This window comes from Flavobacterium covae (genome assembly GCF_001534645.1).
Taxonomy (GTDB): domain Bacteria; phylum Bacteroidota; class Bacteroidia; order Flavobacteriales; family Flavobacteriaceae; genus Flavobacterium; species Flavobacterium covae.
Genome location: NZ_CP013992.1, coordinates 2,854,063 through 2,879,008, shown reverse-complemented (window position 1 = coordinate 2,879,008; position 24,946 = coordinate 2,854,063). Strand labels below are relative to the sequence as shown.

21 protein-coding genes are annotated in these 24,946 nt (G+C 31.9%); 11 read left to right on the top strand and 10 right to left on the bottom strand.

The annotated features are described in order from the left end of the window. The first annotated feature begins 167 nt into the window (after positions 1-167). The 5 genes from aspS (at position 168) to AWN65_RS12580 (ending at position 3,960) form a co-directional block, all read left to right on the top strand. On the top strand, positions 168-1,919 hold the full coding sequence (gene aspS, locus AWN65_RS12600) for an aspartate--tRNA ligase (RefSeq protein ID WP_060383487.1): 1,752 nt from the start codon (positions 168-170) through the stop codon (positions 1,917-1,919). 96 nt (positions 1,920-2,015) lie between these two features. Then, the gene (locus tag AWN65_RS12595; RefSeq protein WP_060383486.1) at positions 2,016-2,558 is read left to right on the top strand and encodes a hypothetical protein; all 543 of its coding nucleotides are present in this window, start codon (positions 2,016-2,018) and stop codon (positions 2,556-2,558) included. A 63-nt stretch (positions 2,559-2,621) separates the two neighbouring features. Continuing rightward, positions 2,622-3,113: a Crp/Fnr family transcriptional regulator gene (locus tag AWN65_RS12590; RefSeq protein WP_317043966.1), complete on the top strand. Its 492-nt coding sequence runs from the start codon at positions 2,622-2,624 to the stop codon at positions 3,111-3,113. 32 nt (positions 3,114-3,145) lie between these two features. After that, positions 3,146-3,709, top strand: coding sequence for a DinB family protein (locus AWN65_RS12585; RefSeq protein ID WP_060383484.1), 564 nt, complete (start codon positions 3,146-3,148; stop codon positions 3,707-3,709). 53 nt (positions 3,710-3,762) lie between these two features. After that, complete coding sequence (locus AWN65_RS12580; RefSeq protein ID WP_014166123.1) at positions 3,763-3,960, top strand: cold-shock protein; 198 nt, start codon at positions 3,763-3,765, stop codon at positions 3,958-3,960. A gap of 100 nt (positions 3,961-4,060) precedes the next feature. On the opposite strand, the gene AWN65_RS12575 is transcribed toward AWN65_RS12580, so the two are convergent. Then, positions 4,061-4,501: a nucleoside deaminase gene (locus AWN65_RS12575; RefSeq protein ID WP_060383899.1), complete on the bottom strand. Its 441-nt coding sequence runs from the start codon at positions 4,499-4,501 to the stop codon at positions 4,061-4,063. A 397-nt stretch (positions 4,502-4,898) separates the two neighbouring features. On the opposite strand from AWN65_RS12575, the gene AWN65_RS12570 reads away from it, so the two are divergent. Then, on the top strand, positions 4,899-6,686 hold the full coding sequence (locus tag AWN65_RS12570) for a 1-deoxy-D-xylulose-5-phosphate synthase (RefSeq protein WP_060383483.1): 1,788 nt from the start codon (positions 4,899-4,901) through the stop codon (positions 6,684-6,686). A 149-nt stretch (positions 6,687-6,835) separates the two neighbouring features. On the opposite strand, the gene AWN65_RS12565 is transcribed toward AWN65_RS12570, so the two are convergent. From AWN65_RS12565 to AWN65_RS12540, 6 genes are all read right to left on the bottom strand, one after another. Next, on the bottom strand, positions 6,836-9,568 hold the full coding sequence (locus AWN65_RS12565) for a M36 family metallopeptidase (protein WP_060383482.1): 2,733 nt from the start codon (positions 9,566-9,568) through the stop codon (positions 6,836-6,838). Positions 9,569-9,619: 51 nt separating this feature from the next. Continuing rightward, a complete protein-coding gene (locus AWN65_RS12560) occupies positions 9,620-10,960 on the bottom strand; it encodes a deoxyguanosinetriphosphate triphosphohydrolase (RefSeq protein WP_060383481.1) in 1,341 nt (446 codons plus the stop codon). Positions 10,961-11,050: 90 nt separating this feature from the next. After that, positions 11,051-11,491, bottom strand: coding sequence for a GNAT family N-acetyltransferase (locus AWN65_RS12555; protein ID WP_060383480.1), 441 nt, complete (start codon positions 11,489-11,491; stop codon positions 11,051-11,053). 147 nt (positions 11,492-11,638) lie between these two features. Continuing rightward, positions 11,639-14,047 (bottom strand): ribonucleoside-diphosphate reductase subunit alpha, encoded by a 2,409-nt coding sequence (locus AWN65_RS12550; protein ID WP_060383479.1) that lies wholly within the window; start codon positions 14,045-14,047, stop codon positions 11,639-11,641. Positions 14,048-14,185: 138 nt separating this feature from the next. Beyond that, positions 14,186-15,163, bottom strand: a complete 978-nt coding sequence (locus AWN65_RS12545) for a ribonucleotide-diphosphate reductase subunit beta (RefSeq protein WP_060383478.1) — start codon at positions 15,161-15,163, stop codon at positions 14,186-14,188. 397 nt (positions 15,164-15,560) lie between these two features. Next, on the bottom strand, positions 15,561-16,127 hold the full coding sequence (locus AWN65_RS12540; protein ID WP_060383477.1) for a DUF3109 family protein: 567 nt from the start codon (positions 16,125-16,127) through the stop codon (positions 15,561-15,563). 115 nt (positions 16,128-16,242) lie between these two features. Between AWN65_RS12540 and AWN65_RS12535 the strand changes: the two genes are divergently transcribed. Further along, positions 16,243-16,818, top strand: a complete 576-nt coding sequence (locus tag AWN65_RS12535; RefSeq protein WP_060383476.1) for a MarC family protein — start codon at positions 16,243-16,245, stop codon at positions 16,816-16,818. A 242-nt stretch (positions 16,819-17,060) separates the two neighbouring features. Next, positions 17,061-17,678 (top strand): FAD-dependent oxidoreductase, encoded by a 618-nt coding sequence (locus AWN65_RS12525; RefSeq protein WP_060383474.1) that lies wholly within the window; start codon positions 17,061-17,063, stop codon positions 17,676-17,678. A 19-nt stretch (positions 17,679-17,697) separates the two neighbouring features. Here the strand turns inward: AWN65_RS12525 and AWN65_RS12520 are convergent, their stop codons facing one another. From AWN65_RS12520 to AWN65_RS12510, 3 genes are all read right to left on the bottom strand, one after another. Then, positions 17,698-18,129 carry a deoxycytidylate deaminase gene (locus AWN65_RS12520; RefSeq protein WP_060383473.1) on the bottom strand — a complete coding sequence of 144 codons (432 nt, stop codon included), beginning with the start codon at positions 18,127-18,129 and terminating at the stop codon, positions 17,698-17,700. A 1-nt stretch (position 18,130) separates the two neighbouring features. Further along, entirely contained in the window at positions 18,131-18,724 is a 594-nt protein-coding gene (locus tag AWN65_RS12515; protein ID WP_060383472.1) for a HupE/UreJ family protein, read from the bottom strand. 488 nt (positions 18,725-19,212) lie between these two features. Beyond that, on the bottom strand, positions 19,213-20,037 hold the full coding sequence (locus AWN65_RS12510; RefSeq protein ID WP_060383471.1) for a universal stress protein: 825 nt from the start codon (positions 20,035-20,037) through the stop codon (positions 19,213-19,215). A gap of 173 nt (positions 20,038-20,210) precedes the next feature. On the opposite strand from AWN65_RS12510, the gene rimP reads away from it, so the two are divergent. The 3 genes from rimP to infB are packed head-to-tail and all read left to right on the top strand — an operon-like array spanning position 20,211 to position 24,891. Then, entirely contained in the window at positions 20,211-20,675 is a 465-nt protein-coding gene (gene rimP, locus AWN65_RS12505; protein WP_060383470.1) for a ribosome assembly cofactor RimP, read from the top strand. A 17-nt stretch (positions 20,676-20,692) separates the two neighbouring features. Next, positions 20,693-21,937, top strand: a complete 1,245-nt coding sequence (nusA, locus tag AWN65_RS12500; RefSeq protein WP_060383469.1) for a transcription termination factor NusA — start codon at positions 20,693-20,695, stop codon at positions 21,935-21,937. 47 nt (positions 21,938-21,984) lie between these two features. Beyond that, on the top strand, positions 21,985-24,891 hold the full coding sequence (infB, locus tag AWN65_RS12495) for a translation initiation factor IF-2 (RefSeq protein WP_060383468.1): 2,907 nt from the start codon (positions 21,985-21,987) through the stop codon (positions 24,889-24,891). Positions 24,892-24,946 lie beyond the last annotated feature (55 nt).

Genomic DNA, 24,946 nt, shown 5'->3' with positions numbered 1-24,946 from the left:
TTTTCAATGTCTTTGGTTAAGAAGTTAAGAAAACGTTGTGGCGTTTTGAAAACTTTTTAAATTTCTTCGCAACTTTTCGTCTCAATTCAAAATAATGTTAATTTGTAAGTAAAGTAAAAAACAAATTATCTTTTAAAATAGTATTTTTGTATTCAAATTTTATAGAAATGTTTAGAAGTCATACTTGCGGCGAATTAAATACGTCACATATCAATACAGAAGTTACCCTTGCAGGATGGGTTCAGAAATCACGTGATAAAGGTTTTATGATATGGGTTGATTTGCGTGATCGTTACGGAATTACTCAGTTGATTTTTGACGAAAGTCGTACTGATAAAAAAGTAATGGAATTAGCTAAAACTTTAGGTCGTGAATTTGTAGTTCAAGTAAAAGGAACTGTAATAGAACGCGAGTCAAAAAATTCAAATATAGCTACGGGTGATATAGAGATTTTAGTAAAAGAATTAATTGTTTTAAATCAAGCACAATTGCCGCCTTTTACTATTGAGGACGAGACAGACGGAGGAGAAGAATTACGTATGAAATATCGTTATCTAGATATTCGTCGTAATCCAGTAAAAAATAGTTTATTATTCCGTCATCGTGTGGCTATGGAAGTAAGAAATTATCTTTCCAATCAAGGCTTTTGTGAAGTAGAAACACCTTATCTAATAAAGTCAACTCCAGAAGGAGCTAGAGACTTTGTGGTGCCTTCACGTATGAATCCTGGGCAATTTTATGCGTTGCCACAATCACCACAAACATTCAAACAATTGTTGATGGTAGGAGGTATGGATAAATACTTTCAAATTGTAAAATGTTTCCGTGATGAGGATTTGCGTGCTGATCGTCAACCTGAGTTTACTCAAATTGATTGTGAAATGGCGTTTGTTGAACAAGAAGATATTTTAAATATGTTCGAGGGCTTAACACGTCATTTGTTAAAAGAAGTAAAAGGAATAGAAGTAGATAAATTCCCTAGAATTACTTATGATTATGCGATGAAAACCTATGGTAATGATAAACCAGATATTCGTTTTGGGATGAAGTTTGGAGAGTTAAATACGGTGGCGCAACATAAAGAATTTGGTGTTTTTAATTCAGCTGAGTTAGTAGTAGGTATTGCTGTACCAGGTGGTGCTTCCTTTACACGTAAGGAAATTGATGCTTGGATTGAGTGGATAAAACGCCCACAAGTAGGAGCTTCGGGAATGGTATACTGTAAATGCGAAACAGATGGTTCTTTCAAATCATCAGTAGATAAATTTTACGATCAAGAAGACTTAAATAAATGGGCAGAGATAACTAATGCTAATGCAGGAGATATTATCTTTGTTTTATCTGGACCAGCTAATAAAACACGTACACAATTAAGTGCTTTGCGTATGGAGTTAGCTAGCCAAATGGGATTACGTAAACCCAATGAGTTTGCTCCATTATGGGTAGTTGATTTTCCTTTGTTAGAATGGGATGAAGAAAGTGGTCGTTATCATGCAATGCACCATCCGTTTACATCACCAAAACCAGAGGATGTTCATTTAATAGGAATAGAACCAGGAAAAATTAGAGCGAATGCCTATGATATGGTATTAAACGGAAATGAAATCGGAGGAGGTTCAATACGTATTCATGATAAAGATTTGCAAGCAAAAATGTTTGAACTTCTTGGGTTTTCAAAAGAAGAAGCAGAAAATCAATTTGGATTCTTAATGAATGCCTTTCAATATGGCGCACCACCACACGGAGGGTTGGCTTTTGGATTGGATCGCTTAGTGGCTATTTTAGGAGGTCAAGAAATTATTCGTGACTTTATTGCTTTTCCTAAAAATAATTCAGGTAGAGATGTTATGATTGATGCCCCTTCAGTTTTAGATTTGAAACAATTAAACGAACTGTTTATTGCTTCGATAACTGAATAATCATATAATTTTTATAAATTTGATGCAAGAGGGTGTCTGAAAAGGTTGAGATGATATAATGACCTTTTTGGGCAGCCCTTTTTTAATTTTTAAAAGATGAAAATGAGAATAACCTCCCTAGTGGTAGTTTTATTATGTACTGCAAATTCTTTTGCTCAAGATAAAAAAACAATAACTAAAATCACTGAATTTCTAAAAAAACGAGAAATTGAATTAGTGAAAAAATATGGTTCAAGTTCCGAATATGAAAAAGAGCAAAGAGGAAAAAGAAAATTTATTTTGCGTGAAATTGATTTGAATAATGATAAGAAAAAGGATTATTTTGTATTCTTTAATAACTCCTGTGGAAATGGCGGTTGTGATGCTTTAATCTTAGATTCAAACTTAAAAATAAAAGGAGATTTCTCTTTGGTTGAAACGCCTGTAATAGCAAAAGCCAAAATTGTAAATGGATGGAAGGTACTTAATATAAGTTCAACAGGAATGCGTGAAGTAATTTTTAATAAACAAAAGAAAGCTTATCCTCAAGAAGGTATAGCCAATCTTAAATTTATTCGATACAAAAAAGAAAAAGGAGACGAGATAATTATTGAGCAACCTAAAAGTACTTGGAAAGAAATGAAATCTTATTTGTATTAAGATATGAAAAACCTCTTGTTTACACTTTTAAATCAGCACCAGTTGTTTGAAAAAACTTTACTGTTGAAAAGAAACGAATATTTGGTTGTAAATGGGAGTATTGATACTAATATTTATTTTGTGAAAGACGGAAGCCTGAAAATTTCCGTCTTCAATACAGAAGAACAGATTATTCGTTTTGGTTATAAGGGTGATTTTATTACTTGTTTAGATAGTTTTTTTTCTGATAAACCAACTGTTTTTTCGATTCAAGCTATAAAAAAAACTATAGTTCTAAAAGTAAATAAAAATAAATTCAAGGCATTAATGTATGCTAATATAGAAACTTTAAAGGTTTGGAATGAGGTGTTAGAAGACTTAATTTTACAACAGTTAGAACGAGAAATGGATTTACTTACGGTTTCTGCTAAAGAACGATTAGAGCGTATTCAACTACGTAATCCACTAGTGTTTCAGGAAATTCCTCATAAACTTATCGCAAATTATCTTCGTATGTCACCCGAAACATTATCAAGATTGAAAAGTCTTGATATGTATCAAGAAAATTTAAAATAATAAAAAGGAAATTTGTAGTAATTATCATTGCTATGAAAACAACTACACAAATTTTGCTAAGTGAATTAAAGAAACAAGTGCAAACTCATATTGATTATGTAACTACCCTAAAAGAAGAGAACTTAGATTTTTTACAATACCGAAGTTCATCTACTTCTTGGAATATTTTAGAATGTATAGAACATTTGAATCTTTATGGTGATTATTATTTGCCAGAAATAGAAAAAGTCATTTCTAAAAGTAAATTTAGACCTAAAATTTATTATACATCAGGTTGGTTAGGAGATTATTTTGCAAAGAGCATGCTGTTGGGTGCTAAAACAAGTAAAATGAAAACATTTAAGGATAAAAATCCTCTAAAAATACCTTTGGACAAAACAACAATTGACAGATTTTTAAATCAACAAAAACAATTGCTAGATCTATTAAAGAAAGCGGAAAGTATAGATCTTGAGAAGGAAAAAATAAAGATAAGTATTGCTCGTTGTTTGAGTATACAATTAGGAGATAGCTTTCGTTTTATAATTAATCATGATGAACGCCATATTGTTCAGTGTCAAAAAATAATCCATAAACTTTTGAATATAAGACTTTGATATCTCGACAAAAAGTCTATCTTTGATAATTATTAATTTTTTATTTTTTTAGAATGCTAACAGGCAAAGTGAAATTTTTTGTAGAGTCTAAAGGTTTTGGATTCATTACAAACGACGAAACTGGATCAGACATCTTCGTTCACATTACTGCAACAGGTGGTAAAGAACTTAAAGAAGGACAAAAAGTTTCGTACAACGAAGAAGACGGACGTAAAGGTAAAGTAGCTACTAACGTAGTTGTTATCGAATAATATATATTATTTTAGATTACCGGAATGTTACACCGCTCCTTTTATGGGGCGGTTTTTTATTCCTTTTATGAATGGTTAAATATTTTATCGTTTTTTAGAATTACCTCTTTTTTTTAAAAAAATCTCTGATTAAACGTGTACACTCATCTTTCATGATTCCTGTAACCACTTCAGTTTTAGGGTGTAATTTAGTTCCCATAACTCTGTAACCTCTTTGTTCATCAGATGCACCATATACAATTTTTGAAATCTGACTCCAATATAATGCTCCTGCACACATTTGACAAGGTTCTAGAGTAACGTACAGAGTGCATCCTTTTAAGTATTTTCCGCCTAAAAAATTGGCAGAAGCAGTTATGGCTTGCATTTCAGCATGTGCAGTTACATCATTGAGCATTTCTGTCAAATTGTGGCTTCGAGCTATTACTCGATTATCTATTACAATTATAGCTCCTACAGGAATTTCGCCTTCTTGAAAAGCCATTTCGGCTTCTTGTAAGGCTTTTTTCATAAAATATTCGTCTGTAAAAATGTTTTCCATAAGAGCAAATTTACAATTTTGTAATGATCTCTGTCCGTAATAACCCTTAATTCTGGTTGTTATGTTTGAAATACTCATACCTATAACTACTTTATCTATTTATAATAAAAATTAAAATCTAATAATGCCCTTAAAAACAAGAATCTTTTATCTGTTCTGTATGAAATTAATAATTGATTTTAGGTATAAAAGATACCAGAGATTTAATGTTGCTTCCTTTTAATCATTATCATAAAATTTATGATTATTTTGTGTTAATTGCATGGTTTTAATGATTTTTTATGATTGTCTTAAAAATAAATTAGGTTAGAATTACTAAGAAAAAGTACTTAAGATATAAGAGATGATACTTTATAAAATCTAGAATAATAAATAGTTTTGATTAATTTTGCTTATTATGGAAAGTACAATTTTAGACTCGATAAATTCTCCAAGCGATTTAAGAAAAATAGAAATTCTGCAATTACCTTTATTAGCAAAAGAATTGCGTGATTTTATTATAACAATCATTTCTCAAAAAGAAGGTCATTTAGGGGCAAGTTTAGGCGTAATTGAGTTGACAATTGCTTTGCATTATGTTTTTAATACCCCTAAAGATTTGTTGGTTTGGGATGTAGGACACCAAGCCTATGGACATAAGATTTTAACAGGTAGAAGAGAGGTGTTTCATACAAATCGAGATTTAGGAGGTATTTCAGGATTTCCCAAACGTTCTGAAAGTGAATTCGATGCTTTTGGAGTAGGTCATTCCTCTACATCTATTTCTGCTGTTTTAGGTATGGCAATAGCTTCAAAGCTTATGGGTAATTTAGATAAACACCATATAGCCGTTATAGGAGATGCTTCTATAGCTTCAGGAATGGCTTTTGAAGCGCTTAATCATGCGGGTGATACAGATGCTAATATTTTAGTTATACTTAATGATAATGCCATAGGAATTGATCCAAGTGTAGGTGCTTTAAAAGACTATTTTACATCATTTAAAAACGGAAAACTACATACTGAAAATAATATTTTTAAAGCTTTAAATTTTGATTATTCAGGACCTATTGATGGCCATAATATAGATTTGTTAATTTCTGAATTTAAAAGATTAAAAGAAGTTAAAGGGCCTAAATTTCTTCATATAATTACAACTAAAGGAAAAGGGTTGAAACTAGCAGAAGAAAATCAAGTTAAATATCATGCTCCTGGTAAATTTGATCCAGAAACGGGCAAAATATACCCAAAAGAAGAAGAAAACTTACCATCAAAATTTCAAGATGTTTTCGGTGAAACTTTAGTAGAATTAGCACGAGATAATCATAAAATTGTAGGTGTAACACCCGCAATGCCATCAGGTAGTTCTATGAAATTTATGATGGAAACTTTTCCAGAACGTGCTTTTGATGTGGGAATTGCAGAGCAACATGCTGTAACCTTTTCTGCGGGTATGGCTACACAAGGAATGATTGTTTTTTGTAATATATATTCTACTTTTTTACAAAGAGCCTACGATCAAGTTATTCATGATGTAGCATTACAAAAATTGCCTGTTATTTTTTGTCTTGATAGAGCTGGTTTTGTTGGAGAAGATGGAGCTACTCATCATGGTTTATATGATATTGCTTATTTGAGTTGTATTCCAGAATTAATTGTTGCAGCACCGCTAAACGAAATTGAACTTCGTAATATGATGTATACTTTTCAAGTAGGTCTTAATACTCCTGTAAGTATTCGTTATCCTAGAGGTAGAGGGTTTATTAAAAAAGAAATATTTCCTTTTGAAAAGATAAAAATAGGAAAAGCAAAACGATTACGTAAAGGTAAAAATATAGCTATTTTATCTACAGGAACTATTGGTAATAATATGATGAAGGCTTTAGATGATTTAAAATCAGAACAATTTTCTCATTATCATTTTCCTTTTGTTAAACCTCTAGATGAGGTTGTTCTACATGAAATAGGTCAAAATTACAAACAAATTATTACTATTGAAGAAGGATGTATTAAAGGAGGTTTTGGTACTTTAATAAGTTCCTTTTTTACAGATCACGATTATTTAATTCCGATAAAAAGATTAGGAGTTCCCGATGAATTTATAGAGCAAGGGACTATTAATGAATTGCAAAAAATGTGTGGAATTGATGTGGTAGGATTAACAGTGTTGTTGAAACTATTTATGCTAGATAAAGAAGAAGTTTAAAAATAGGTAAAACTTCAACAAATAAAAAGAAACTGTCTAAGATTAAAGACAAAATCTTTTGTTTTAACCTTTTAGACAGTTCTTTTAGTTTAATAAAAGAAGAGGGATCTTATGATTTTAAATACATTTTTTATGGTTTTAGATTCAATTTATTCTAAAAGTATTTTTTTGCTAAAGTTTATATTTTGATTTTTTAAGGTTAGAATATAAAATCCTTTTTGTAAAGAGTTTAAATCTATTGTTTCTAACTGATTTATTTTATTCATTTCTTCATAATAAACAATTCGTCCGTTAATATCACTAACTTTTAATATTGAATTATTAATAGTTCTATCGAAAGAAATGTTTATTAATCCTTTTGATGGATTTGGATAAATATTAATTAGGTCATTTGAGATGAAATCTTCGTTATTTAGTAGAATGTCAGGAGGTAAGTCTGTGTGTAAAGAAGTTGGATTATCTTTTATACCTGCAACCCCTGTGTTGCTTACTCCTGAAGAAGCACTATTGCCTACACCTCTTCTAGCAAAAACTCTCCATATCAATTCGTAATTTTGACCACCAGTGGCTGCTTTATCTGCAGTTAAAATAGCATCTCTGCCTGTTATAAAACTAGGTGAACAGCCATCTATTTTGATGGCATCTAATACGATTTTCATTATTTTATTGTTTCCGCCTGTACCGTTGTAAATATTATTATCAAAACCATATTTATTAATATAAGCCCATGTTAGATCCCATAAAATTGAAGCCCAAACAGTTCCAATAGCATGAGAGTTAATTTTTTCTGTTTTATCAATTGGGTCTAAATACCACATTTTATTTAGATCTGCGTATGTATAAGGATTAATATTCATATCTGTTGTATAAGGGTATTTTCTGATGCTTTTGCCGTTAATTGGTTGATTACGAGTAAAAGTTCCGAGGCTTTTTTTGTCGCTACCTTTATCTCCTTCCTTTATTTGCATCATTAGCCAAAACCAGTCAGACCAGCCTTCTCCCATTTGTTCTGAGCTATTTAAACAATTGCCTGAAAGTCTTGAAGAAATTCCATGACCGTATTCATGTGCAATAATTCCGTTATCAAAATCGCCGTCAGCATAGATGTAGTTTTTGTTTTCAAGAATTGTGTGAATATTGCTTTCTGTTGTTAATACTCGAATTAATTCATCTCCATCTGCCTTTGATAAACCTATAACAGGAATTTTAACGGCTGTATCACCTCCCCCAAGATCTAGGGAATCCAGAGAGTTGTTTACTACTATTAATGCTTTTGCTCCAGCATTTTGGGCTGCAATTGCTTTTGAAGAAAAACTACAATTGCCTCGTCTGACCACAGCAATTTTATCAGTTATGGTATTGGTTGTGGCTGAGCATCCATCATTTATATCAGGATTTGTTCCATCAGGATTTGCAGTATCGCTAAATAAGACAAGTTCACCAGACATATCATTGGGATTTATAGGTAATTCAATATGTCCTGATGTAAAATCATTATCCATAGCACTGTATATTTTACCTAATAATGATCCGGTGGTTATTTGTACTTTGATAGGAACGGGATGTTGCCATAAATACATTTGCATTTTAGGGTTTTGTCCATCAGAGGGTGTAGAAAAGTTAGCATTGTTGTAATTAGGAGAACTGCTTTGAGAAGCATCTTGTGATTGTGCTAAAACATAATCTCCTTGTAGTCCTCCACGATTGTAATTTTTATCTTGAAAGTTTTTGTTTGTTTCATCAAAACCATATTGATACCATAAATCATGCATGATATTGTTCATGTAAAAAAGATTTGTATTAGCGGCATCTATTTCATTTATAGGAGAAGTTGATAATCCAGAATAAGGATACTCAAAAGTTAAATTTGGATACGAACCCGAAGATGAATAGGTGTAACTTCTAATAGAGGTGATAGGAGGATCTAAGTTCTTTGTGTCGGAATAAGCAAATACATTATTACCTTTTGTATAGTTAAATGTAGTAGAGTCTGTTGTATTGCGAATAATAGAATTATTATTGTGCCATCCGTTGGGAGAAGCAGCAAGACTAAGTGGGGCTAATGCGGTAGTTGATTCAGGATTTGTAACAATTGTTCTACCTTCTATATTAGTAGGAAAAGCTTCTCTATAATGATTAGGGCTTTCGTAGTTCCAAGGTGTAACTTTGTAGTTTGTGGTATTAGGTGATAATAAGCCTGATTTTGATAAGTTTTCTTTTTTAAATAAAAAGGATTGATTGTTTGTTGTATAATCATGTTCTTTCTGAAAGGTACATTTTAAAGTTTTATTTCTTTTTTCAATAATGTTGCCTGTTTCGGCATCTATAAAAATATTCCATAAATCTTTTTCACCACTATCAGAGTAATATTCAAAGAAGTAAGTGAGTTTTAACTCATTTTTGTCGGTTAAAAAATAGACTAATTCTCCGTTTATATCCTTTTCTTTTTTGATTTTATTTTCTAACCTAAATTTGTTGTTTTCAAGTTTACTAAATATATGTTCTGATATAATATCATTAGTTGATACTAAAGCTTTTGTTAAGGCAGTGTTTACATCTATTTTTTGAACCCTTTTTTTTTCGTTGTCTGGAAATTCTGGAATAGTTTTTAATTTGCCTGAAACTTTTCCTGTGTTATCAATTATAAAATTAGAGTCAATATTATAAATAGGTATACCATTTTGTGTTTGTTTTACGTGACAAACCGTATTATTATTGGTTGTTATAAACTCATCTGATATGATTAAATTATCAATATCATGTTGATTCATTTTGATTTTAGAGGTGTTTCCTTTTAAGTGGTTTTTTATTAGATCAATGTTGTTTTGACTAAATGTAATTATTGTAAATAAGGATAATAAAAAGGAAATTTTTTTTATCATAATTTAATGTATTTGATTAAGCATGAAGTATTTTTTTTGTAACTAAGTTATTTAGTTTTTTGTAGAAATCATTTTATTGTATAGTAGAGCATTTCCATCAGTGAGCATAGAAATGAAATGACAAATATGTAATAGACGTTCATAGAGGCTTTCTTTTTCTATATTGTGTTTTTCGGGTAGAATTTTTAATAGAAGCTTATCAAAATTAGTTTCGTTGCCTTCAAATTTATTGTTATATGCCGTGATGAACTTGTCTAATAAATTATTGATGATTTGATAACCGTTTATTTCTTTTTCAATGACTTCTTTACTTTGGTAAATATTTTTTATGCTAAGATTAATGATGTCATTCATTTGTGCTTTGTATTTTGATTTTTCTGTCAGAGCATAAGGAAATTTGCCTTGAAGAATTAATTCTTCATTTTCAATAAAAACAGTAACAGCATCATTTATTAGACTGCCTATTGCTAGTGCTCTCAAATAGCTGATTCGGTCTTCTTTTGTGGTTAATGCGTTGTATTTTGAAGTGTCTATGGAATCTTTTACTAGTTTAATTAAATATTCTAGAGCATAGTCTTCAGAGACTAGACCTAGGTTGATCCCGTCTTCAAAATCTATGATGGTATAACAAATATCATCGGCAGCTTCAACAAGATATGCCAGAGGATGACGTTCATATTTTATATCACTTTCTAATTTGTTAGGAATTAATCCTAATTCTTCTGCTATTTCTTTAAAAAAGATTTTATCTTGTTGAAAGAAGCCGTACTTTTTATCCGATATATTGGAAGTTGGTCTTTTTGGAAGGCTTTCTTTAGGATATTTCATAAAGGAACCTAAAGTAGCGTAAGTTAGTCTTAACCCGCCTTCTACTCCTGGACGGGAACTCGTTAAGACAGAGAAACCATTTGCATTTCCTTCAAAATCTATTAGATCTTGCCATTCTTTTGAGGTTAGTTGATTTTTGAATTTTTGTCCATTACCAATAGAAAAATATTCGCCGATGGCTTTTTCCCCTGAATGTCCAAAAGGAGGATTTCCTATATCATGGGCTAAAGCTGCTGCTGCTACAATAGCTCCAAAATCATTAGCTTGATACCCATGTATTTCCTGTAGATAAGGGTATTTTTCAAGTATTTTTTTACCGACTAAACGACCCAAGGAACGTCCTACAACCGAAACTTCAAGACTATGAGTTAATCGTGTGTGTACAAAATCAGTTTTGGATAATGGAATAACTTGAGTTTTATCTTGTAAACTTCTAAAGGCTGCCGAAAATATTACGCGATCATAATCAACTTCAAAACCTAGTCTTGTTTCATCTTGTTCTTTGCGTAATCGTTTGCTAGTATCACCTTGTCGTTTTAAAGATAAAAGTTGTTCCCAGTTCATCATTGGAATTTAGATTTTAGAGTGGTCGAATATAGTAAAATTACTTTTTTTAGTATAGTGTTATTTGTTTTTTAATTTTGTTGAATACACCTAAGATTTTTTCATGCAAATACTGTTTTTTATACCTATGTATTGTCCAAAATTTGGTATTGTATAATACCCTAATTTTTTATACAATGAAATGGCATTTTTAAGCTTAGGAGAGGTTTCTAAAATGAACTTTTGATAACCGTATTCATTTGCCCATTTTTCAATTTCATTTAAAAGAAGTGTGGCTATTCCTTTTTTACGTTGATCTGGATGAACAAACATTCTTTTTATTTCTGCTGTTTCTTGATTGTATTCTTTAAAACCACCACAACCTACTGCTTGTCCATTTTTGTAAATTACTAAAACATGTGCTAAATATTTATTGTTGTAATGAGCAAAAAAATCTTTCTGATCACCATCAATATCTGTTAAATATTCATCAAATAAATGTGTTAAGTATTTGAAATCAAGATTGTCAGATGTTGTACGGATTAGTTTCATTTATTTTAATTGTTTTGTTGAGTATTTAAAATAAATATAAGGATATTATTTGATATCTTTTCTAGCTGTAATTTCTTCTTTTTAAAATATAACAGCCATCATTTGATGGCTGTTAAGAATGTGTGTTGTTTAGGTTGAAATTACTGGTTAAGATCCGCACATCTCGCAGTCTTCTGGTTCTGCATTACGAGAGCGTTCAATCATTGCTCTGAACTCTTCTGTTGTCATTTCGACTTCTGGTATTACTAATTCAGTTTCTTTTGGAGATTCTGAGGATTCTGCTTTTTTTTCATTGTTTAAAGTGAACTTAATAGCATCTACTGCTGCTTTAGTTCTTAAGTAGTACATACCTGTTTTTAAACCTGATTTCCATGCGTAAAAGTGCATAGAGGTTAATTTGGCAAAGGTTGCCCCTTCCATAAATAAATTTAATGATTGAGATTGGTCAATAAAATACCCGCGTTGACGAGACATATCAATAATATCTTTCATAGACATTTCCCAAACCGTTTTGTATAAATCTTTTAAATCTTGAGGAATGCGATCAATGTTTTGAACAGAACCGTTATGGCGCATTATTTCTTGTTTTAGTTCCTCATTCCATAGTCCGCATTTTACAAGATCTTCTAATAAATGTTTATTTACTACAATAAATTCACCAGAAAGAACACGACGCGTATAAATATTTGAAGTATAGGGTTCAAAGGCTTCGTTGTTTCCAAGGATCTGAGAGGTAGAGGCAGTAGGCATTGGTGCCATTAATAAAGAATTTCGAACGCCGTGTTTTACTACTTCTTTTCTTAATGTAGCCCAATCCCAACGACCTGATAATTCTTCGTCTTTTATTCCCCAAAGATTATATTGAAATTGTCCTTCAGATATTGGTGAGCCTTTGAAAGTCGAGTAAGATCCTTCTTCTTTTGCCATTTCCATAGAGGTTTCTACGGCAGCAAAATACATTGTTTCAAATATTTCTTGGTTCAATTTTTTAGCTTCATCGCTTGTAAAGGGCATACGTAATAAAATAAAAGCATCAGCTAGACCTTGTACTCCTAATCCTATTGGGCGATGACGCATGTTAGAGTTTTCAGCTTCTTTTACAGGATAATAATTTCTGTCAATTACTTTGTTTAGATTGCGAGTAACTCGTTTTGTTACTTTATATAGTAATTCATGATTGAATTTACCTTCTTCTATAAACATAGGTAATGATAAAGATGCCAAGTTGCATACTGCTATTTCATCCGCAGAAGTGTATTCCATAATTTCTGTACATAGATTTGAAGAACGAATAGTTCCTAAATTCTTTTGATTGGATTTGCGATTGGCAGCATCTTTGTATAACATATATGGGGTTCCAGTTTCAATTTGTGATTCTAGAATCTTTTCCCACAGTTCACGAGCTTTGATTATTTTACGGCCACGACCTTCATTTTCGTACTGAGTATATAAAGTTTCAAATTCTTCTCCATATACATCATATAAACCAGGACATTCGTTAGGGCACATCAATGTCCATTTATCATCATCTTCTACGCGTTTCATGAATAAATCAGAAGTCCACATGGCGTAAAATAGATCACGAGCGCGCATTTCTTCTTTTCCATGATTTTTCTTTAAATCTAAGAAATCCATAATATCGGCATGCCAAGTTTCGATATATATAGCAAAACTTCCTTTGCGTTTTCCTCCTCCTTGGTCTACATAACGAGCAGTGTCGTTAAAAACTCTTAACATGGGCACAATTCCGTTAGAGGTGCCGTTAGTTCCTCTAATGTAGGATCCTGTAGCTCGTACATTGTGGATTGATAGACCAATACCTCCAGCAGATTGTGAGATTTTAGCAGTTTGTTTTAGTGTGTCATAAATACCATCAATACTATCATCTTGCATAGCTAAAAGAAAACAAGAAGACATTTGAGGTTTTGGAGTTCCTGCGTTGAAAAGTGTTGGAGTAGCGTGTGTGAAAAACTTTTTAGACATCAATTCGTATGTTTCTATTACGGATTCTAAGTCGTTTAGATGAATTCCAATTGCTACACGCATTAACATGTGTTGTGGGCGTTCGGCTATTTTGCCATTTATTTTAAGGAGGTAGGAGCGTTCTAATGTTTTAAATCCGAAATAATCGTAGTTGAAATCACGATTGTAGATTACATGTGAATCAAGAAAAGCAGCGTTTTCCATAATTACTTTATGTACTTCATCTGAAATAAGAGGAGCTTCTTTTCTAGTACGTGGACTTACATAGTGAAACATGTCATTCATCGTTTCTGAAAACGATTTTTTGGTGTTTTTGTGTAAGTTAGAAATGGCAATTCTAGCAGCTAGTTGTGCATAATCAGGATGTGTAACAGTCATAGCTGCTGCTGTTTCGGCAGCTAAATTGTCTAATTCAGAAGTGGTTACGCCATCATATAGACCTTCAATTACTCGCATGGCAACTTTTACTGCATCTACCATGTCGTTTAGACCATAACATAGTTTTTTAATTCTATCTGTAATTTTGTCAAACATTACGGGTTCTTTATGCCCATCTCTTTTTACTACGTACATAGTTTTTTTTCTTTTTGAAAACAAAAAATCCCTTCTTTGTTTTCTTGTTAATAATAAAATTTTTTAAAACATCAGTCTCCCGACTTTTACTATGGATGTTTTTTAGATCTGATAGATTTTAGATTTATCAGATGTATTTTAGAAATCTGCGTCTAATGAAAATTTATTTGATTCTTCCTCATTGTTCATTACGCCTGCTTTTTGATATTCTGCAACTCTTTTTTCGAAAAAATTGGTTTTTCCTTGCAAAGAAATCATGTCCATAAAATCAAAAGGATTAGTAGCATTAAAAACTTTAGCGCAGCTGAGCTCAACTAGGAGTCTATCTGCTACAAATTCTAGGTATTGAGTCATTAAGACAGCATTCATTCCTATTAACGAAACAGGAAGTGACTCTGTTATAAATTCGCGTTCTATATTTAAGGCATCTACTATGATTTCGGTAATTCTTTCTTTGGATACTTTATTGATTAAGTGGTGATTATGTAAATGTACAGCAAAATCACAGTGTACACCTTCGTCTCGAGAGATTAATTCATTAGAAAAGGTTAATCCAGGCATTAATCCGCGTTTTTTTAACCAATAAATAGAGCAAAATGCTCCAGAAAAAAAGATACCTTCTACTGCTGCAAACGCTATTAATCTTTCAGCGAATGAATCAGATTCAATCCATCGTAAAGCCCATTGTGCTTTTTTCTTGATAGCAGGAAAAACTTCAATAGCATGAAACAACTGATCTTTTTCTACATCATCTTTTACATAAGTGTCTATTAATAATGAGTAAGTTTCACTATGAATATTCTCCATCATGATCTGAAATCCATAAAAGAATTTAGCTTCAGGATATTGAACTTCGTTTACAAAATTTTCAGCAAGATTTTCGTTTACAATCCCATCAGATGCAGCAAAAAAAGCTAGAATGTGTTTAATGAAGTATTTTTCATCTTCATTTAGTTTGGTATTCCAATCAGTTAAATCTTGATGCAAATCTATTTCTTCTGCTGTCCAGAAGCTTGCTTCCATTTTTTTGTACCACTCCCAAATGTCGTGATGTTTAATTGGGAAGATCACAAAACGGTCTTTATTTTCTTGTAAAATGGGTTCAATAGTAGCCATATCTATATCTGGAATTATAGTTTTAAAATGATTCGAATAATTACATGTAATTGGGGAGTGCAAAGATTTAAATTTAGACTCAAAAAAGAAAGAATAGTTATTCACATTTCAAGTGAGTTTTTAACAAATGATGTAAATGTAAGTTATTCTTTACTAAAAAGTTAAGTAATTGTAAATCAGTTTTTTGTGATTTTGTATATTCGCTAATCCTTGTAAAATAAGGGGTTTTAGGCTTTGAAAATAAGAGTGTTTTTTGAATGAATATTCAGTCGTATATTAGTTGGTAATTTAACAATAGTAATATGCGGATTTAACTACAAAATAAACGTAAAAAAGCTTATTTTGTAGTGTTTGTAGGTAGTGTTAATCTTGTAAACTTGATGTTTTCTGTTTTTTACTATTTATAATATTCTCTTGCTACCGTTTCTAGCTCTTCATACCATTCAGATCCGAATCTTCTTACCAAAGCGTCTTTTACAAATTTATAAATAGGAACCTTAAGTTCTTTTCCTAAAGAACAAGCGTCTGAGCAAATATCCCAACGATCATAATTTACTGCCTGAAAACTTGTGAATTCTTTTATTCTAATAGGGTAAAGATGACAAGAGATAGGTTTTTTCCAATCAACTAATCCTTGGTTATAAGCTTCTTCTATACCGCATAAAGCATTTCCTTCTTTAAAAATGACATAAGCACAATCTTTGTTATCTATTAGAGGTGTTCCAAGTTCTTGGTCTTTATCTTTAACCCATGTGCCTTGGTTATTGATAGCTTCAATGCCTTCTGGTCTTAGGAGGTGTTTTATTTTTGGATAAATGGTTTCTAAAACTGGTAATTCTTCTTCTAGTAAAGGAGCACCGGCATCTCCATCAATACAGCAAGCTCCTTTACAAGAAGTTAAATTGCATACGAATTCTTTTTCTAAAATGTCTTCTGAGACAATCGTTTTGCCAATTTGAAACATGGGATTTTATTTTTTGTGCTGCAAAATTACAAATAAGAAACAATAATTAGGTTTGTAGTTTTGTTAATTGTTTGAAATTAGTATATTTCCAAAATATTTTACAAAACGATACGTTATGAATTTTGATTGGAGAGAAGTGTTGACTGTGGGAATGGTCTTGTTTGCTGTTATTGATATTGTGGGCTCTATACCTATAATTGTAGATTTACGAAATAAGATAGGGCATATTCATGCTGAGCGAGCCAGTTTCGTTTCAGGATTGATTATGATTATGTTTCTTTTTGTGGGAGAAGGAATGTTGAAATTTATTGGAGTAGATGTTAAGTCTTTTGCCGTTGCAGGGGCTATTGTTTTGTTTTTTTTAGCACTTGAAATGATATTAGGTATTAGTATTTATAAAGATGAGGAGCCTAAAACCGCTAGTATTGTTCCTTTAGCATTTCCTTTGATTGCGGGAGCTGGAACCATGACTACTTTATTGTCTTTGCGTTCTGAATATCAGTCAATTAATATAGTGGTAGCTATTTTGTTTAATATAATTATAGTATATACAGTTCTGAAGCTATCAGGTAAAATTGAAAAACTATTAGGGCCAACAGGTTTAGGGGTGGTGCGAAAAGTTTTTGGTGTTGTATTATTAGCAATAGCTGTTAAATTATTTGCTGCTAATGTTAAAGGATTGTTTGTTTAGAGTGAAAAACTGTAGTTTTGTTTTTTAAAAAGAAAGGTGATGAAGATTTTTACGTATATAGTTTTAGTATTGGGAGTTGTGTTGATTAGTGTTAATGTTACAATGCTTAATCTTGAAGATTTGTTTAGCGGAGATAGTTTGGTAGCTTTGATAGGCATATTGTCTGTTTTGTGTGCCATAGTTATTTTATTGATTTTCAATCTTTCAAAATCAATTGAAAATAAATTAAAGAATCATTTGTAATGTTTGATGTGCTAATTGTTGGAGGAGGTGCTTCAGGTGTGTCTTGTGCCATGGTCTTGGGTTCTGCGAAAAATAAAGATTTTGTTAAGGATAAAAGAATAGGGATTTTTACTCATCAAAAAACATCATCATTGCAAGACGCTATTTTTTATAATGCTTATGGTGTGTCCTTTGGTAAGTTAGGGGCTGATTTGTTGATTGAATCATTAGATCAGTTGCAAAATACGTACAAGCATATTGTGCAGATTGCAGACGAAAAAGTGTTAAAAGTATTGCCCATTGAAAACGGTTTTGAGATAACTACTAATAAAAATGTATTTGTAACTCAAGTAGTGGTAGTGGGAGTTGGGGCTTCAAATATGTTTAATATTGAAGGGCTGAATGAATACGTTGAACCACACCAAAAGTCGTTGCCTGAGAAAAATCGTATTCAATTAAAAAATATTGATTACAAAGTAAAAGAAGGAGTGTATGTTTGCGGAACTCTTTCAGGACACAGAAGTCAGTTAGCAATAGCAGCTGGAAGTGGGGCGGCAGTGGCAACAGAAATATTAGTTTTATGGAATAAAGGTATAGAAACACATAGTCATGATACTGTGCGTCAAAAAATAAAATAATTCAATCGTATTTTTTATTTTATTCTGAATCTAAGTTTTCAATTTGTTGTACTACAACTCCTGCTTTTTCTAAAAAAATTAAGCCAGAGTCATCTTTGTATTTTTCATGATAGACTACTCTTTTTATACCTGCTTGATGAATTAGTTTAGAACATTCTCTGCATGGTGAAAGTGTTATGTAAAGAGTAGCTTGATTGCATGATTGTGTTGAATTAGCGACTTTTAATATGGCATTTGCTTCTGCGTGTAAAACATACCAGTGTGTTAGATTGTTTTCGTCTTCACAGCAATTGTCAAATCCAGAAGGAGTACCATTGTACCCGTCTGATATAATCATCCTATCTCTGACTATAATTGCTCCTACTTGTTTCCTTTTGCAGTAAGAAAGCTTGCTCCATTCTCTTGCCAAACGGAGGTAAGCAGTATCATATTTGTTGATTTTTTCTTTCATTTTATCTATGCCATATAGGGCTTTGTATGATTAGTGGAGTTACAACTCCTATTATAAAAGAAGACATAACCAAGGTCCAATCTCTTTTTGAAAAACGAAAAACAGATTGAATTATAAATGAAATTATTAGAACAACGAAAACAACTATTATTTGTGCGCTCTCAATGCCAAGTGCAAATTCTGCGAGAGGTAATACTTTGTCAGATTTGCTTCCTGGTAATAATGTTTTGAAGTAGTTCGAGAATCCTAAGCCATGTATTATTCCGAACAGTAATGTTACAATTGCGATTAAGGTTATGCTTTCTTTCTTTGAACTTTTTCCAGCAGTAAAAAGATTAAAAAGTGCTACAATTAAAATCGTAATTGGGATTAAAAATTCGACTAGATTTTCTTTTATGTAAATTATTCCAAATACAGAAAGAATGAGAGAAATAGAATGACCTAAAGTAAATAAACTTACTAGTGTTAACCATTTTTTCCAGTCATTAAATGAATAAGGAATTGTCATTCCAATTAGGAATAATATATGGTCATAGGCATTTATGTTCAATACGTGTTTTAGGCCGATTTCAAAGTATAACCAAAATTCTTGCATAAAATAAGATTAAAGAGTTTCAAACTTACAAATTTTTTGGTAATGATTTTACTTTGTTGTATGAGATTGTAATGATGTTGTTTTAGGGAGTTTGTTATGTGATTGATTTTTATAGAAATAAAAGTTGAGAATACAGGTGTAAGTGTTGTTTTATGTAGGGTTAAGAATAGATAAATAGTATTAATATTTAGGATACTATGTGTTTAGGTTGAGGGGTGTGTTTTTAGATGATATATGGGGGATATAGTTGTCTTTTTTGATTGGTGTAGATTATGTGTTGTATTTAAACGAAAATAAATTTTGTATTTGTGTTTTGTTTGTGGGAATTACTGATTTTTGAAATTCGAAACTTTATTTGGTTTGCTGTTGTATATTACGGAGATATTAACGTTGTAAAAAAGAGGGTATCCTAAAGTTTGCAATCATGTCATTTCTGTGACAGACGAAATGTTGAGCTACTGTTTTTAGATCCCTCTTTTTTTAGAATCTTATATTTTAAAAGTAATTACAGGTTTTTTAGCGTGATTTACTAGGCTTTCGCTTATGCTTCCATTGAAAAAATGCGCTAATCCTTTTCTCCCGTGTGTACACATTCCAATTAATTCTGCGTTTAGATCATTGGCTATGTTTAATATACCTGTTTCTACATTGACATCATTATATATGTGAGTTTCGTATTTGTTAATATTAAATTGACTGGCAAAATCGTTCATTAAATTTTGTGCATTTTGGGTAGAACGAAAATTGTTAGGTGTATTTATGTTAACAAGATGTAGTGTGGCTTCTAGTTCGTTCGCAAAAAGAGCTACGCTTTCGAATGGTTTTTTGATTTCGTCTGAAAAATCTGAAGCAAATACAAAATGATCCACTTTGAAATCGGTATTTTCTTCTTTGATGACTAGAACAGGAACATTTGAGTTTCGAGCTACTTTTTCAGTGTTTGAGCCTACAAACATTTCTTTAATCCCGCTGGCACCATGAGATCCCATTATAATAAGGTCGAATGAATTGTTTTGCATCGTTTTCATGATTCCTTCAAATGGATGATCTATTTGGATTATTTTAGAAATTTCTATTCCGTCTAAATATTCTTCTTCTAACAAATCATCCATTCTGTTCGTTATGGCATTTTTAAAAAAGATAATTTCAGGAATATCATGACCATGTGTAACGGTGTCATTGCCTTGACCAGGTAATTCTAATAAATGTAATAAATAGATTTCAGCATTGTGTTTTTTTGCAAATTGAGCAGCAACTTTAAGTGCGTATTCTGCATGTTGAGAGAAATCGGTTGGGACTAAAATTCGTTTCATAATGAGGTTATTGTTTAATGGTTTGTTTTTCTAATCTCATATATAAAGGTAAGAAAGTTTTTAATAAAAATCAATCAGTTAGTAAAATAAAAAAAAAAATGTATATTTGTGCCGTTATTTAGAAGTTAAACATTAAATAATGAGGCACGCATCGCGTGCCTCTTTTTATACCAATGACATTTAAAGAAAAAGTAATACAGTTGTTAAATCAAACTTTGGAAGATTTTCCAGATCTTTTTTTAATTGATTTAACTATAACTGATAGTAATAAAATTATCGTAACTTTAGATGGCGATAATGGAGTCCAATTACAAGATTGTGTAAATATAAGTAGAGCTATTGAGAACAATCTTGATAGAGAAGAGCAAGATTACGCATTAGAAGTTGCTTCTGCAGGTGTGTCTGCTCCCTTGAAAATGATTCGTCAGTTTAAGAAAAATGTAGGACGTACAGTTAAGCTGAAAACAGCAGAAAAAACATACGAAGCCCTTTTGTCGGAAGCAGATGATCAAGGAGTTACATTAGAGTGGACTGCACGTGAACCTAAAAAAGTAGGAAAAGGAAAAGAAACCGTTATCCACAATGTAAAAATACAATATGGCAATATTGTGGAGGCAGTAGTTACAATCATATTTTAAAAAAATCAAAGAGTTGTATGGAGAATTTAGCATTAATCGAATCGTTTTCAGAATTTAAAGATAATAAATCTATCGATCGTGTTACATTAATGGCTATTTTAGAAGATGTGTTTAGAAGTGCATTGAAGAAAAAATACGGATCCGATGAAAATTTTGATATTATTATCAATCCTGATAAGGGAGATATGGAAATTTGGAGACGTCGTGTTATTGTAGCAGATGAAGATTTAGATTTCGAAAATGAGGAAATTACGCTGACAGAGGCTCGTAAGATAGAACCAGACTTTGAAATTGGCGAAGAAGTGTCTGAAGAAGTGAAATTAATAGACCTAGGAAGAAGAGCCATTTTGGCTTTACGTCAGAATTTAATTTCTAAAATTCATGAACATGATAGTACTAATTTGTATAAACATTTCAAAGATTTAATTGGAGATATTTATACTGCAGAGGTACATCACGTACGTCCCAAAGCAGTAATATTAGTTGATGATGAAGGAAATGAAATTGTATTACCAAAAGAAAAACAAATACAATCAGACTTCTTTAGAAAAGGAGATAATGTTCGTGGAGTCATAGAAAATGTTGAATTAAAAGGAAACAAACCGCAAATCATCATGTCTAGAACCTCCGAGAAATTCCTAGAAAAATTATTTGAACAAGAAATCCCAGAAGTATTTGATGGTTTAATTACCATTAAGAAAGTGGTTCGCATACCAGGAGAAAAAGCAAAAGTAGCTGTAGACTCTTATGATGATAGAATTGATCCAGTGGGAGCTTGTGTAGGAATGAAGGGTTCTCGTATTCACGGAATAGTACGTGAATTAGGAAATGAAAACATTGATGTAATTAATTATACTAATAATACACAATTATTTATTACTAGAGCATTAAGTCCAGCCAAAATTTCTTCAATCAAAATAGATGAAGAAAAGAAAACAGCTGAGGTGTACCTAAAGTTAGAAGAAGTTTCGAAAGCAATTGGTAGAGGAGGCCATAATATTAAATTGGCAGGTATGTTAACAGGTTATGAATTAGATGTAATTCGAGAAGGTAGTGTACAAGAAAACGAAGATGATGTTGAATTGACGGAATTTGCAGATGAAATTGATGGATGGATCATAGATGAATTTGCAAAAGTAGGTTTAGATACTGCTCGTAGTATTTTAAGTCAAGATCTAGAAGATTTAGTACGTCGTACCGATTTAGAAGAAGAAACTGTTCTTGAGGTAATCAAGATTTTAAAAGAAGAATTTGAAGATTAATCCCTTTTTAATCCACAAAAAAATAAAAAAAACCATAAATAAAATTTATGTCTGAAGGAACAATAAGAATAAACAAAGTATTAAGAGAATTTAATATATCTCTTGAGCGAGCTGTTGATTTTTTAAAGGATAAAGGTTTTACAATAGAATCTAATCCAAATACCAAAATCACAGAGGAGATATATGGTATTCTGTCTAATCAATTTGCTGGAGATAAAGGTAACAAAGATGCTTCTAAGGAAGTAGGCGAAGAAAAACGTAAAGAAAAAGAAGCATTACGTTTAGAACGTGAACACGAATTAGAACAAAAACGCATTGAAGAAGAACGTGCGCGTCAGGAAGTTATCAAAGCAAAAGCAGCGGCTTTATCAGGCCCTAAAAAAGTAGGGAAAATAGATCTAAATCCTAAGCCTGTTTTAAAACCTGAAGCAGAAGCTCCAAAAGTAGAGATAGAACCTGTCAAAGAAGAGATCTCAAAGCCTATAATAGAAGAAAAGGTGGAAGAAAAGATTGAACCTAAAAAAGAAAAACCAGTAGAGATTAAGGTTAAACCTGTAGTGCTTCCTCCAGTTGAAAAAAAGGTTGAAAAAGTGGTGGAAAAAATAGTAGAAAAACCACAAGTAAAAGAGGTAAAATCCGTAGTTGAACCAAAAGTAGAAACTAAAGCTAACAAACCTGCAACAAGTCCTTCAGTTGAAGCGGGTCAAGTAGTGGAAGAACGATACGAAACTCAATACCAAAAACTATCAGGAGCCACTTTTACAGGTCAAAAAATTGATTTATCTCAGTTTGAAAAACCTAAAAAGAAAAAAGAAGAATCAAAACCTAACCAAGGTGGAAACAACAACCATCAAGGAGGTGGAGATGCTAACAAGAAAAAACGTAATAGAATTCCTTCTAAGCCTAATAATCAGTCTAATAAACAAGACGGAAATAATAATAATAATAATGGTCAAGGAAATAGAGGGAACCAGGGAGGTAATAACCACCATGGAAATAAAGGAGGAAATAAATTCAATAAAAAAACTCCTGTTGTAAAGGTTGAACCTACAGAAGAAGAGGTAAAAAATCAAATCAAAGAAACCCTTGAAAGATTACAAGGAAAAGGAAATAAATCAAAAGCAGCTAAATATCGTCGTGATAAACGCGACTCTCATAGAGAACGTAACGAGGCTGAATTAGCAGCACAAGAAGAAGGAAGCAAAATACTTAAAGTTACAGAATTCGTAACAGTAGGTGAAATTGCGACGATGATGGACGTCCCTATTACTAAGGTTATTGGAACCTGTATGTCTTTAGGTATCATGGTAACGATGAATCAGCGTTTAGATGCTGAAACTCTTACAATTGTAGCAGACGAATTTGGTTATGAAATACAATTTACAACTGCAGATATTGAAGAAACCATTGAAATCGTTGAAGATAAACCAGAAGATCTTAAGCAACGCGCACCAATTGTTACCGTAATGGGACACGTAGACCATGGTAAGACATCTTTACTAGATCATATTCGCAAAACTAATGTAATAGCGGGTGAGTCAGGAGGTATTACTCAACATATAGGAGCTTACGGAGTTGAATTAGAAAATGGTCAAGAAATTACATTCCTAGATACACCTGGTCACGAAGCGTTTACAGCGATGCGTGCTCGTGGTGCTCAAGTAACGGATATTGCCATTATTGTAGTAGCAGCTGATGATGATATTATGCCACAAACTAAAGAAGCAATTAGTCACGCACAAGCAGCAGGTGTACCAATTATTTTTGCAATCAACAAAATAGATAAACCAACAGCTAATCCGGATAAAATTAAAGAAAAATTAGCTGCAATGAACTTCCTCGTAGAAGAATGGGGAGGTAAATATCAGTCACATGACATTTCTGCTAAAATGGGTATCGGTGTAAAAGAATTACTCGAAAAAGTATTGCTCGAAGCTGAAATCTTAGAATTAAAAGCAAATCCAGATAAACCAGCAGTAGGTACTGTGGTAGAAGCCTTCTTAGATAAAGGACGTGGTTATGTATCTACAATTTTAGTACAAGCTGGAACCTTGAAAATTGGTGATTACGTATTAGCAGGTAAACATCATGGTAAAATTCGTGCAATGCAAGATGAGCGTGGACATAGTGTAAAAGAAGCAGGACCTTCTACGCCCGTATCTATCTTAGGACTAGATGGAGCTCCTACAGCAGGAGATAAGTTTAATGTATTTGAAGACGAAAGAGAAGCAAAACAAATTGCAGCTAAGCGTACTCAGTTATTACGTGAACAATCTGTACGTACACAACGTCATATTACATTAGATGAAATTGGACGTCGTATTGCATTAGGTCAATTTAAAGAACTTAATATTATCTTAAAAGGAGATGTAGACGGTTCAGTAGAAGCCTTATCAGATTCATTCTCTAAATTATCAACAGAAGAAATTCAAATCAATATCATTCATAAAGGAGTGGGTGCTATTACCGAATCAGATGTAATGTTAGCTTCTGCTTCTGATGCAATTATTATAGGATTTAATGTGCGTCCTCAAGGAAATGCCAAATCATTAGCAGAAAAAGAAGAAATTGATATTCGTCATTACTCTATTATCTACGCTGCAATTGATGATTTACGTGATGCAATGGAAGGTATGTTATCTCCTGAGTTTAAAGAAGAAATTACAGGTACCGCCGAAATACGTGAATTGTTTAAAATTTCAAAAGTAGGTACCATTGCAGGATGTATGGTTACGGATGGTAAAATCATTAGATCTAATAAAATCCGTTTAATTCGTGAAGGCGTTGTAATTTATACAGGCGAATTATTAGCCTTAAAACGTTTTAAAGATGATGTAAAAGAAGTTTCTAAAGGATACGATTGTGGTATGCAAATCAAAGGTTATAACGATATTCAAGAATACGATGTAATTGAAGGATTTACTACCGTAGAAGTTAAAAAGAAATTAAAATAATATAAAATATATATACAACAAAAAACCTCGATTTATCGAGGTTTTTTGTTGTTGT